The sequence below is a fragment of the Paracoccus tibetensis genome, assembly GCF_900102505.1.
GTDB lineage: Bacteria > Pseudomonadota > Alphaproteobacteria > Rhodobacterales > Rhodobacteraceae > Paracoccus > Paracoccus tibetensis.
This window is the reverse complement of record NZ_FMVT01000009.1, coordinates 46,325-58,469: the sequence shown is the minus strand read 5'-3', so window position 1 is coordinate 58,469 and position 12,145 is coordinate 46,325. Positions and strand designations below refer to the sequence as shown.

The following is a 12,145-nucleotide window of genomic DNA, read 5'->3' as shown; positions in this document are numbered from 1 at the left end:
TCCTTGCGCAGACAGCTTAAGATTCGGCTAAGGCGCGTCCTCGGCGCCGGCCTATCTCAATAAAATGACCTCGATCCGGTTGTTCTGCGGGTCCATCGGGTTGCCGCTGCGGTTGCGGCGGTCGCCGAAGGCGCTGACGCGCTGGATGCGGCGCTGCGGAAAATCCGCCTGCTCCAGCAGGTTGCGCACCGTGTGGGCGCGGGCGTCGGACAGCGCCCAGACCGGCGAGGAGACCAGCGTCTCGGGATAGGCGCGCACATGGCCGGAGATGGCGATCTGGTTACGGGTGTGGCCAAGGGCACTTGCCACGATGCGCATCAGCGAGGTCAGCGCGGGCTGCGGCTGGCCGGTATCCTCGACGAAGAGCGGCGCCTCGGTCAGGTCGGACAGCTCGATCACCAGCCCCTCGTCCGTCATGCGGGTGACGACGTGCTTGAGGAGATTGGTCATCTGCATCGATTCGGCGCCGCTGCCGGTCAGGATGTTCTGGACCTCGCGGGCCACCTCTTCGAAATCGGCGGCGGCCTCGCTGTCGCGGAGCGGCTGCTGGATAGAGTGGCGCACCGCATCCTCGGTCCCGTCACCCGACGAGCCGGGGGTCTTCATCACGGTGGGCGAGAAATAGTCGGCAAGTCCGGTGCGTTGCGCCTCGGTCGTGGCGTTCAGCAGCCACATGAGAAGGAAGAAGGCCATCATCGCGGTCACGAAGTCCGCATAGGCCACCTTCCAGGCGCCGCCATGATGGCCGGCCTCGCCGCCGCCTTCGACCCGCTTGATGATAATGGTCGGGCCCGCCGAGCCCTTGCCGCCAGCCATGATGTCACCCCGAACCGAATGCTGCAGTGGGCATCTTGCCCCACCGGCACCCGTCCGCCTAGGCGACCGCTCAAATGCTGGACATCTAGCGCTCAGTCATAGCTGCGGCGGTCCTCGATGACCTTGCCATCGTTGGGCAGGCTGCCGGGAGGCACGATCTGGATACGGCCCTTCAGCTTCAGCGTGTCGATCACCGAGGGCTCGAAGCGCTCGGCGCCGTCCTGGGCCGTTTCCAGCTGCACGGTCATCACGTCCATCTCGCCCTGCCGCTCGGCGATGACGCGGGCCCGGGCGACGTCGGGATGGCGCGAGACGAGAGCCGCGACCTGTTCGGGGCGCACGAACATGCCCTTGATCTTGGTCGTCTGGTCGGCCCGGCCCATCCAGCCCTTGACGCGCATGTTGGTCCGGCCGCAAGGGCTGGTGCCCGCCAGCACCGCGGACAGGTCCCCGGTCGCGAAGCGGATCAGCGGGTAGTCGGGGTTCAGCGTCGTGACCAGCACCTCGCCCACCTCGCCCTCGGGGACCGGATCGCCCGTGCCGGGGCGCACGATCTCGACGATCACGCCCTCGTCCACGATCATCCCCTCAAGCGCCTCGGTCTCGTAGGCGATGTTGCCGAGATCGGCGGTGGCGTAGCATTGCCGCGTGACGATGCCCCGGTCGGCGTAGAGCTGGCGCAGCGAAGGAAACAGCGCGCCGCCTCCGACCACGGCCTTGCGGATCGCCAGCACCTCGCCCGTCTCGTCGGCGCGGTCGAGGATCACCTTCAGGAAATCCGGCGTGCCGGCATAGCAGGTCGTGCCGATGTCCACGGCGGCCCGGACCTGAAGGTCGGTCTGTCCGGTGCCGGCGGGCAGGACCGTCGCGCCCACGGCCCGCGCACCGGATTCGAACATCATTCCGGCCGGCGTCAGGTGGTAGCCGAAGCAGTTCTGCACGATGTCGCCGCGCCCTACGCCCGAGGCATGAAGGAAGCGGCCAAGACGCCACCAGTCGCCGTTCACGCGGCCGGGTTCATAAATCGGGCCGGGGCTCTGGAAGACGTGGTCGAATTCGGTCAGCGCGCGGGTCGCGTAGCCGCCGAGCGGGGGCAGCGCCTTCTGCGCGGCCGAGAGGCCCGCCTTGCGGATCACCGGCAGGCGCGCCAGCGCGGCGCGGTCCGTGACGGCCGCCGGGTCCACCTCGCGCAGCAGCTCGGCCAGCGCGGGCGCGGCCTTGGCGCGGGCGATGGCGGCGGGAAGGGCGGATGCCAGCGCCTTCTCCCGTGCCTCGGAGTCACGGGTTTCCAGTTCGTCGTAATGTGCCATCTTCAGGCTCCTCAGGCCAGCCAGCGCTTGCGGCGGCGGTAGCTGCGCACGTCGCGGAAGGACTTGCGCCCCTCGTCCGACATGCCCAGGTAGAATTCCTTCACGTCCGGGTTCTCGCGCAGCTGCGCCGCCGGTCCGTCCATCACGATGCGCCCGTTCTCCATGATGTAGCCGTAATGGGCGAAGCGCAGGGCGACGTTGGTGTTCTGCTCGGCCAGAAGGAAGGTCACGCCCTCGCCCTCGTTCACGGCCTTCACGATCTGGAAGATCTGCTCGACCAGCTGCGGGGCAAGGCCCATCGACGGCTCGTCCAGCAGGATCATCTCGGGGCGGGACATCAGCGCGCGGCCCATCGCGGTCATCTGCTGCTCGCCGCCCGAGGTGTAGCCGGCCTGGCTTTTCCGACGCTCGCGCAGGCGCGGGAAATAGTCATAGACCATCTCGAGATCGCGCTTGATGGCAGCGCTGCCGTCCTTGCGGGTATAGGCGCCGGTCAAGAGGTTCTCCTCGACCGTCAGGTGCTCGAAGCAGTGGCGGCCCTCCATCACTTGGATGATGCCGCGCTGGACCAACGCGGCCGGGTTCTGCCGGGTCAGCGATTCGCCCTGATACGTGATCGTCCCCTTGGTCACCTCGCCCCGCTCGGAGGCGAGAAGGTTCGAGATCGCCTTCAGCGTCGTCGTCTTGCCGGCGCCGTTGCCGCCCAGAAGCGCGGTGATGCTACCCTTCGGGACCGACAGGCTGACGCCCTTCAGCACCAGGATGACGTGGTTGTAGATCACCTCGATGTTGTTCACGTCCAGCAGCGACTCGCGGTGTTCGGCGTCCAGCATGGCCTCTCCTTTCCGTGGCGGATGGCCGGCGGCGGGGATGCCGCCGGCCGCAGGGGTCAGCCGCAGCGCGGCGTGATGTTGCTCTCGGCGGCGAAGGCGGCGCTGTCTTCCTCGATCAGCGGGTCCAGCACCTCGGCATCCGGCTCGATGAAGTCGGTGATGAGGCTCCACTGACCGTCGCCTGCGCTCCATTGCTGAAGCCGGGCAAGGCCGTCGCCGCCGTGGTTCTCGCAGGACAGCGCGATCGGCTGGCCGAAGTCCGGCAGGCCCAGCTCCTCCATCCGCTCGGCGGTGATCTCCAGCGCCTCAAAGCCGTCGCGCAGCTGGGCGGCGTTGATCTCGGCCTCGCCGGACAGCTCCTGTCCCTTGCGGATCGCCTCGGCGATGACCATCGCCGCATAGACGCCGCGGGAATAGAGCACCGTGCCCGCCTGATCGCCCGCACCCGAGGCGCGGCCCGCGTCATAGACGTATTGCTGCAGCTCGTCATAGATCGGGTAGTCGCGGCCGACGCCGTGGAAGGTCAGCGCCTTGTAGCCGTCCGCCCCCGCACCCGCGGCGCGCACGTCGTTCTCCGAACCCGACCACCAGATGCCGATGAAGCGGTCCATCGGGAAGCGGATGTTCACGGCCTCCTGGATGGCGGCCTGGTTCATGACGCCCCAGGCATACATGATGACGAAGTCCGGCCGGTCGCGGCGGATCTGAAGCCATTGCGACTTCTGCTCCTGCCCCGGCGCGTCGACCGGCAGCAGCACCAGCTCGAAGCCGTGCTTCTCGGCCAGCTCTTCCAGCGTGCGGACCGGCTCGCGGCCATAGGCCGAGTTGTGATAGACCAGCGCGATCTTCTTGCCGTTCAGATCGCCGCCCTCGACCTCGAGCGCGTGCTTGACCGCGACTGAGGCGCCATCCCAGTAGTTCGCCGGAGCGTTGAACACCCATTCGAAGACCGAGCCGTTCTTGGCCGAGGTCCGCCCGTAGCCCGGCGTGTAGATGACGATGCCGTCATTCGAGGCGCGCGGGATGATCTGGTAGGTGATCCCGGTGGAAAGCGGGTTCAGCACCAGCGGGTTCGAGGGGCGCAGCGATTCGTAGCACTCGACCCCGCGCTCGGTGTTGTAGGCCGTCTCGCATTCCGGCACCGCGACGCGCACGCCGCCGATGCCGCCGTCCCGTTCGTTCAGCAGGCTGAAGTAGTCGTTGAAGCCGTCGGCATAGGGGATGCCGTTCGCGGCATAGGGGCCGGTCCGGTAGGACATGTTCGGCACCACCAGATCGGCGAGGGCCGGGCCTGCCGCCATGAAGGCGGCGGCGGCCAGGGCGAGGGTCAGTTTCATGCGGGGTCTCCTCCCAGAGATGTAGCCGGTTGCCCGGTTCTTGCGATGAAAGCGGATGTCAGTGCGGGCCCATCAATGCGGGAACGGCCAGAGGCGCAGCTTCTCCTTGGCGAGGCTCCAGAGGCGGGCGAGGCCGTGCGGCTCGACGATCAGGAAGACCATGATCAGCAGGCCGACGATCATCAGCTCGATATGGGCAGCAAGGTCCGTGGGCCAGCCCATGCCGCCGACGAAGACGTTCTTCAGCAGGACCGGCAGGACCACCAGGAAGGCTGCGCCCGCAAAGCTGCCGAAGATGCTGCCGAGCCCGCCGATGATGATCATGAACAGGACGAGGAAGCTCTTGTTGATCCCGAAGGCCTCGCCAACCTCGGCCGCGCCCAGATAGACCGCAAAGAGAAGCGCGCCGGCGATGCCGATGAAGAAGCTGCTGACCGCGAAGGCCGACAGTTTGGCCCGCAGCGGATCGACGCCGATGATCTCGGCAGCGATGTCCATGTCCCGGATCGCCATCCATTTGCGTCCGAGCGAGCCGCGCGTGAGGTTGCGGGCCAGCCAGGCGAGGGCGAAGGCGAAGACCAGGCAGACGAGATACTTGGCCGGCGCGCTGGCCGTGGGGCCGGTCACCGCGATGTCCATCACCGTCCGCGTCGGGGCGTTGATCTGGCCCGAGGCCGAGTAGTTGTAGAACCACGGCACCTTGTTGAAGAGCCAGACGAGGAAGAACTGCGCCGCGAGCGTCGCGACCGCGAGGTAGAAGCCCTTGATCCGAAGGCTCGGCAGGCCGAAGAGGACGCCGACCGCCGCCGTGATCCCGCCCGCGAGCAGGATGTGGATCAGGATGCTGACCTCGGGGAAGGAGGTCATCAGCTTGTAGACGGCGTAGGCGCCCACCGCCATGAAGCCGCCGGTCCCGAGGCTGACCTGCCCCGCGTAGCCGGTCAGGATGTTCAGCCCGAGCGCGGCGATGGCGTAGATCAGGAACGGGACCAGCACGGCGTTGGCCCAGTAGTTGTTGATGACGAAGGGGATGATCCCGAAGGCCACGGCCAGCGCGGCGTAATAGCCCCACCGGTCCAGCCGGATCGGGAAGGTCTGGCCGTCGGCGCGGTAGCCCGTCTTGAAGTCGCCTGCCTCGCGATAGATCATGGCTTGTCTCCTGCCTGGGCCGCCGCAGCGGGGGCCAGCCCCCGCACCCCCGGGGTATTTGCACAACGAAGAAGAGGGGTCCGCATCGTCACACCCGCTCGATGATCCGCTCGCCGAAAAGGCCCTGCGGTCGGAAGACGAGGAAGATCAGCGCGAGGACATAGGCAAACCAGGTCTCGGTCGCGCCGCCGATGAGGGGGCCGGCGAAGAACTCGAAGAGCTTCTCGCCGACGCCGATGATGAGGCCGCCGACGATGGCGCCGGGAATCGAGGTGAAGCCGCCCAGCATCAGGACCGGCAGCGCCTTCAGCGCGATCAGCGACAGGCTGAACTGCACGCCCGACTTGGTGCCCCACATGATCCCGGCGACGAGGGCGACGAAGCCCGCGATGGACCAGACCATCACCCAGATGAAGCGCAGCGAGATGCCGACCGAGAGCGCTGCCTGGTGATCGTCGGCCACCGCGCGCATCGCGCGCCCCTGCTTGGTGTATTGCGCGAAGAGCACCAGCGCGGTGACCAGCAGCGCCGCGATCACGGTCGCCCAGATGTCCAGCCGGTCGATGAAGAAGCCGTAGCCCAGCCAGTTCAGCGTCAGCTCGTCCACCGTGTCCGAGATGCCCTGCGGCAGGCCGACATCCAGCGCCTTGATCTCGGCGCCCCACATCACGTCGCCGAAGCCCTCGAGGAAATAGGCAAGCCCGATCGTGGCCATGAAGAGGATGATCGGCTCCTGCCCGACGAGGTGCTGAAGGACCAGCTTCTCGATCAGGAAGGCCAGCAGGACCATGACGCAGGCGGTCAGCAGGATCGCCAGCAGCGAGGGCACGGTCCAGCCGAAATTGTGCAGATGCGTGCCGAAGACCGCGTTGATCAGGTGGGCGAAGGGGATCTGCCCCTGCTGGATGCCGACCAGCGTCATCGCGGCGAAGAGCGCCATGACCCCTTGCGCGAAGTTGAAGACGCCCGAGGCCTTGAAGATCAGCACGAAGCCGAGCGCCACCAGCGCGTACATGACCCCGGTCATCAGACCGTTCACCATGACCTCGGCGGCGAAATAAAGCTGGTCCATCAGCGTGCTCCCTTGATGAGGTCAGTCATGGGCCACCCCCAGATAGGCGTCGATCACCTCCTGGTTGGCGCGCACCTCGGACGGGGTGCCGTCGCCGATCTTCTTGCCGTAATCCATCACGACCACCCGGTCGCTGAGATCCATCACGACGCCCATGTCATGCTCGATCAGGCAGATCGTGGTGCCGAACTCGTCGTTCACGTCCAGGATGAAGCGGGACATGTCCTCCTTCTCCTCGACATTCATGCCGGCCATCGGCTCGTCCAGAAGCAGAAGCTGCGGCTCGGCGGCCAAGGCGCGCGCCAGTTCGACCCGCTTCTTCAGGCCATAGGGCAGCCGGCCCACGGGCGTCTTGCGGATGTTCTGGATCTCGAGGAAGTCGATCACCTTCTCGACCGCCTCGCGGTTGGCGATCTCCTCGCGCTCGGCCGCGCCCCACCAGAGGGCCTGCGACAGGAAACCCGCCTTCATCTTGTTCAGCCGGCCGGTCATGATGTTGTCCAGGACCGACATCCCGTCGAAGAGCGCGATGTTCTGGAAGGTCCGCGCGATGCCGAGCCGGGCGACCTGGAAGGGCTTCATCGGCCCGCGGCGCTCGCCCTTGAACCAGACCTCGCCCTCCTGCGGGACGTAAAAGCCCGAGATGATGTTCAGCATCGAGGATTTGCCGGCACCATTGGGCCCGATGATCGCGCGGATCTCGCCCTGGCGGATGTCGAAGCTGATGTCCTTGATCGCGACCACGCCGCCGAAGCGCAGGGTGATGTTCTTCAGCTCCATCAGGGTGCCGCCGATCTGGCGGCCGTCGGCGGTGACATAGCCGCCCGTGCTCATGTCGTTCATTCTGCCGCCACCTTTCTCTGGGGCGCGTCGCCGAAGACGGGCACGTCCTCGATCCGCAGCGTCGCCTTGATGTGGCCCTTGCGGCCGTCCTCGTAGGTCACCTCCGTCTCGGTGTAGACGCTGGACGAGCCGTCATAGAGCGCGCCCACGAGGTCCGCGAACTTCTCGGAGATGACCGAGCGGCGCACCTTGCGCGTCCGCGTCATCTCGCCATCGTCCGGGTCCAGTTCCTTGTGCAGCACGAGGAAGCGGTGGATCTGGCAGCCCGATAGCATCGGGTCCGCCGCGACTGAGCGGTTCACCTCTTCCACATGACCGCGGATCATCGCGTAGACCTGCGGATGGGCGGCCAGTTCTTGGTACGAGCCGTAGGCGATGTTGTTGCGCTCGGCCCAGTTGCCGACCGCGCCGAGGTCGATGTTGATCATCGCGGTGCAGAAGTCGCGGCCGTTGCCGATCACCACGGCCTCAAGGACGTTCGGATAGAACTTCAGCTTGTTTTCGACGTACTTGGGCGCGAACATCCGCCCGTCGGCCATCTTGCCCACGTCCTTGGCCCGGTCGATGATCCGCAGATGCCCGCTGGCCTCGTCGATGAAGCCGGCATCGCCCGTCGCCACCCAGCCCTCGGGGTCCTTGGTCGAGGCGGTGCTTTCGGCGTTCTTGAAGTAGGCGACGAAGGTGCCGGGGCCGCGATAGAAGACCTCGCCGTTCTCGGCAATCCGCAGCTCGACCCCCGGCGAGGCGACGCCCACCGTGTCCGAACGCACCTGCCCGTCCGGCTGCTGGGTGATGAAGACCGAGGCCTCGGTCTGGCCGTAGAGCTGCTTCAGGTTGATCCCGAGGCTGCGGTAGAAATCGAAGATCTCGGGCCCGATCGCCTCGCCCGCCGTATAGCCGACGCGGATGCGGGAATAGCCGAGCGTGTTCTTCAGCGGCCCGTAGACCAAGAGGTTGCCGAGCGCATAGGACAGCCGGTCCCCGGCGCTGACCGTCTTGCCGTCCAGCAGCGCCGGGCCGACCCGGCGGGCCACGCCCATGAAGTGGTTGAAGAGCCCGCGCTTGATCCGTCCGGCATCCTCCATGCGGATCATGACGTTGGTCAGCTGGCCCTCGAAGACGCGGGGCGGGGCGAAGAAATAGGTTGGCCCGATCTCGCGCAGGTCGGTCATCATCGTATGCGCGCTTTCGGGGCAGTTCACGGTGAAGCCCGCCCACATCGCCTGCCCCATCGAGAAGATAAAGTCCCCGACCCAAGCCATCGGCAGGTAGGCCACGATCTCCTCGCGCTCGGAGAGCTTGTCGAACTCGGCGCTGTTCTTGGCCGTCTCGATGATGTTGCGGTTCGACAGCACCACGCCCTTGGGCTTGCCGGTCGTGCCTGACGTGTAAAGCATCACGCAGGTGGAATCGTAATCTAGCGCCGCAATGCGCCGGTCCAGCTCAGGGGACAGGCGCTGCGCCGCCGCGCGCCCCTCGGCCTGCACATCCGCCAAGGCGTTCATGCGCGAGTGGTCGTATTTCCGCATCCCGCGCTTGTCGGTGTAGACGATCTGCTCGATCCCCGAGACGCTGCGGGCGACCTCCAGCACCTTGTCGACCTGCTCCTGATCGCCGCAAAGGACGAAGCGCGCGCCGCAATGGCCCAGCACATAGGCCATCTCCTCGGCCACCGCGTCCTGATAAAGCGGCACGGGCACCGCGCCGCACATCTGCGCCGCGATCATGCCCCAGTAATGCGCCGGGCGGTTGCGCCCGATGATCGCCACATGCTCGCCCGGTTTCAGCCCCAGCCCCAGCAGACCCAGGGCCAGCGCGCGGATTTCCTCGGCCGCCTCGGCCCAAGTCCAGCTTTGCCAGATGCCGAATTCCTTTTCGCGATAGGCGGGACGGGCCCCGAAGCGCGCCACGTTCCGCGCCAGAAGCGCGGGCACAGAATGCAATTCGCCCGAAGGCGCCTGCCGGTCCGTCATGAATCCTCCCTCGGGCGCTGTGAACGCCGGCCGCTGCGGGAACCTCCTCCGCCCCCGCGGGCCTCCTGAACCATCCCGTTCAATCTTTGCCGCAGTTTTACGCAAATCCAACGAAATGTTACGCAGCTTCCGCCACGCTCCCGCGGATGCTAACGGTGCGGCCGGGGATGGAGGGCTGGATGGACCGGGACGTGCTGGACACGCCGCTGACGCAGGCGGAACGCGATGCGGCGCTGATCGCGTCGGGGCTGAACCTGATCGGGCAGGCGCTGTCGATCTTCGACGCAGACCTCTGCCTGCGCGTCGCGAACCGCCAGTATCAGGCCATGTTCGACCTGCCGGACGCGCTGACCCGCCCCGGCACGCGCTTCGAGGACACCATCCGCTTCCTTGTCCAGCGCGGCGAATACGGCCCCCAGGACGACCCCGAGGCCGCCGTCGCCTTCCGCGTCGAGCAGGCCCGCGCCTTCCGCCCCCACTATTTCGAGCGCGAGCGCGCGGACGGCCGGTGGGTCGCCGTCGAGGGCGCGCCCCTGTCGCAAGGCGGGTGGGTGACCGTCTACACCGACATCACCGACATCAAGCGGCAGGAATCGCTGCTCCGCGCCCGCTCCGAGGAACTCAGCGAGCAGCTCCTCATCCACGCCGAGGGCCTGGCCGCCGCGAACCGCAAGCTCGCCGCCACCAACACGGCCCTTTCCGAGGCGCAGGCGGTCCTCACCCGTTCCGAGGCACGGACGCGGCAGGTGACCGAGATGGTCCCCGCCCATATCGCGCATATGGACACGCAGTACCGCTACACCTTCTCGAATCGCCGCCTGCCCGCGATCTTCCCCGGCGCGGCGGGCGAGATCGTCGGCCTGACGGTCGAGGCCGCGCTCGGCCCCGCCACCTTCCGCACGCTGAGGCCCTACATGGACCGCGCGCTGGCCGGCGATCCGCAGGTCTTCGAGATCACGCACCCGACCTCGGGCCGCCGCATCCGCATCGCGCTGACGCCAGACCGGACCGGCAGCGGGGTCTATATCCTTTCGACCGATGTCTCGGCCGAGGTGCAGGCTCGCGAGGCGCTGGCCCATGCCGCCCGCCGCAGCCTCGCGGCGCAGCTCACCTCTGGCGTGGCGCATGATTTCGGCAATCTCCTGACCATCATCCTCGGCCTTCAATCGCGCCTTGCCGCCCAGGACCTGCCCCCCGGCGCGAGCGCCGAAGTGCAGGCGACCCTCGCCGCCGCCCGCCGCGGCGCCGCCCTGCTGGAGCGCCTCTCCCGCATCAGCGGCACCCGCGATCTCGCGCCCGAGCCGGTGAACGCGGCCCGCCTTCTGACCGACCTCGCCACCCTCGCCCGCCCCAGCCTGCGCGAGGGTACCGCGCTGGCGCTGGACCTCGACCTGCCCCCGGGCCCCCTGCTCATGGACCCCGGCGCGGTGCAGGACTCCCTCCTGAACCTGATCCTGAACGCCAACACGGCCATGACCGCCCCCGGCCGCATCACCCTGACCGCCCGCCGCAGCGGCGACTGGCTGGAGCTGGCGGTGCTTGACACCGGCCCCGGCTTCTCGCCCGAGGCGCTGGAGCGCGCGACCCAGCCCTTCTTCACCACCCGCAAAGGGAGCGGCTCGGGCCTCGGCCTGTCGATGGTCTACGACCAGACCAAACTCGCCGGCGGCACCCTGCGGCTGGAGAACCAGGCGCAGGGCGGCGCCCGCGTCACCCTGCGCCTGCCCTGGCGCCCCGTCGCCCCGCAGATGGTGCTGCTGGTCGAGGATGACGACGCCGTCCGCGCCGCCATCCGCGCCCAGCTGACCGGCCTCGGCCATGCGGTGATCGAGGCGGGCTCGCTGGCCGAGGCCCGCGCCCTCACGGACCTCCCCGGCCTGACGCTGATCCTGTCGGACATCCAGCTCGGCGACGGCCTCGGCCTCGATCTGACCGCGCCCGTGCCGACCGTCCTGATGACCTCGCTGCCGCCCGGCGATCCGCTGCGCGCCCGCGCGCGCGGCCCGGTCCTGACCAAGCCCTTCACCCCGGGCCGCCTCGCCGCCGCCATGTCCGAAGCCGGGAGACCCGCCCCATGACCGACCCGACCGCCCCGCTGATCGCGATCCTCGACGACGAGCCCGAGATCCGCCGCATCCTCGCGGCCGCCCTCGAGGATGCCGGCTTCCGCACCACCAGCTTCGGCCGCGCCACCGAGTTCGAGGCGGCGCTGCGCCGCATCACCCCGGACGCCTGCCTCATCGACCTCGGCCTGCCAGACCGCGACGGGCTCGCGCTGGTCCACCGGCTGGCCAGCGACTCGGGCGCGGCGATCATCATCATCTCGGGCCGCGCGCAGGTCCAGGATCGGGTGACGGGGCTGGAACTCGGCGCGGACGACTACATCATCAAGCCCTTCGAGCCGGCCGAGGTCGTCGCCCGCATCCGCGCCCGCCTGCGCCGCCCCGCGGCCGCCGCCTCCACACGCCCGCGCACGCTGCGCTTCGCCGGCTGGACCGCGGACTTCGACCGCTACAGCCTCACGGATCCCGAGGGCACGGAGACCCCCCTCTCCCACGCCGAGGCCGAACTCCTCCGCATCTTCACCGACAACCCGCGCCGCCTGATCACCCGCGCCCAGATGCTCGAGGCGCTCGGCGGCGCCGCCGGCGACAGCTTCGACCGCGCCATGGACGTGCGCATCTCGCGCCTCAGGACGAAACTCGGCGAAGACCCCAAAAACCCCCGCCTCATCAAGACCATCTACGGCGCCGGCTACATCTTCCTGGCCGAGATCGGCTGATTTGCGTCCCGCGACAGCAGCAAAGCAGGG

Annotated in this window: 10 protein-coding genes; 2 read left to right on the top strand and 8 right to left on the bottom strand. The window is 68.0% G+C overall.

Annotation, left to right across the window (positions count from 1 at the left end; all coding sequences use genetic code 11):
• Positions 1-51: 51 nt before the first annotated feature.
• The 8 genes from BLP73_RS13325 to BLP73_RS13290 form a co-directional block, all read right to left on the bottom strand.
• The gene (locus BLP73_RS13325) at positions 52-816 is read right to left on the bottom strand and encodes an OmpA/MotB family protein (protein ID WP_090745493.1); all 765 of its coding nucleotides are present in this window, start codon (positions 814-816) and stop codon (positions 52-54) included.
• A 92-nt stretch (positions 817-908) separates the two neighbouring features.
• Positions 909-2,126: a phenylacetate--CoA ligase family protein gene (locus BLP73_RS13320; RefSeq protein WP_090745490.1), complete on the bottom strand. Its 1,218-nt coding sequence runs from the start codon at positions 2,124-2,126 to the stop codon at positions 909-911.
• A gap of 11 nt (positions 2,127-2,137) precedes the next feature.
• Positions 2,138-2,959: an ABC transporter ATP-binding protein gene (locus BLP73_RS13315; RefSeq protein ID WP_090745487.1), complete on the bottom strand. Its 822-nt coding sequence runs from the start codon at positions 2,957-2,959 to the stop codon at positions 2,138-2,140.
• A 56-nt stretch (positions 2,960-3,015) separates the two neighbouring features.
• On the bottom strand, positions 3,016-4,296 hold the full coding sequence (locus tag BLP73_RS13310) for an ABC transporter substrate-binding protein (protein WP_090745484.1): 1,281 nt from the start codon (positions 4,294-4,296) through the stop codon (positions 3,016-3,018).
• 72 nt (positions 4,297-4,368) lie between these two features.
• Positions 4,369-5,445, bottom strand: a complete 1,077-nt coding sequence (locus BLP73_RS13305; protein ID WP_090745482.1) for a branched-chain amino acid ABC transporter permease — start codon at positions 5,443-5,445, stop codon at positions 4,369-4,371.
• An 88-nt stretch (positions 5,446-5,533) separates the two neighbouring features.
• The gene (locus BLP73_RS13300; RefSeq protein ID WP_425415694.1) at positions 5,534-6,520 is read right to left on the bottom strand and encodes a branched-chain amino acid ABC transporter permease; all 987 of its coding nucleotides are present in this window, start codon (positions 6,518-6,520) and stop codon (positions 5,534-5,536) included.
• Positions 6,521-6,538: 18 nt separating this feature from the next.
• Positions 6,539-7,360 carry an ABC transporter ATP-binding protein gene (locus BLP73_RS13295; RefSeq protein ID WP_090745476.1) on the bottom strand — a complete coding sequence of 274 codons (822 nt, stop codon included), beginning with the start codon at positions 7,358-7,360 and terminating at the stop codon, positions 6,539-6,541.
• Positions 7,357-9,333: an AMP-binding protein gene (locus BLP73_RS13290; RefSeq protein WP_090745473.1), complete on the bottom strand. Its 1,977-nt coding sequence runs from the start codon at positions 9,331-9,333 to the stop codon at positions 7,357-7,359. The genes BLP73_RS13295 and BLP73_RS13290 overlap by 4 nt, the downstream gene beginning before the upstream one ends.
• Positions 9,334-9,512: 179 nt before the next feature.
• Between BLP73_RS13290 and BLP73_RS13285 the strand changes: the two genes are divergently transcribed.
• Together BLP73_RS13285 and BLP73_RS13280 are read left to right on the top strand one after the other, a co-directional pair.
• Complete coding sequence (locus BLP73_RS13285) at positions 9,513-11,411, top strand: PAS-domain containing protein (RefSeq protein WP_090745828.1); 1,899 nt, start codon at positions 9,513-9,515, stop codon at positions 11,409-11,411.
• A complete protein-coding gene (locus BLP73_RS13280) occupies positions 11,408-12,115 on the top strand; it encodes a response regulator transcription factor (RefSeq protein WP_090745470.1) in 708 nt (235 codons plus the stop codon). The genes BLP73_RS13285 and BLP73_RS13280 overlap by 4 nt, the downstream gene beginning before the upstream one ends.
• Positions 12,116-12,145: the final 30 nt, after the last annotated feature.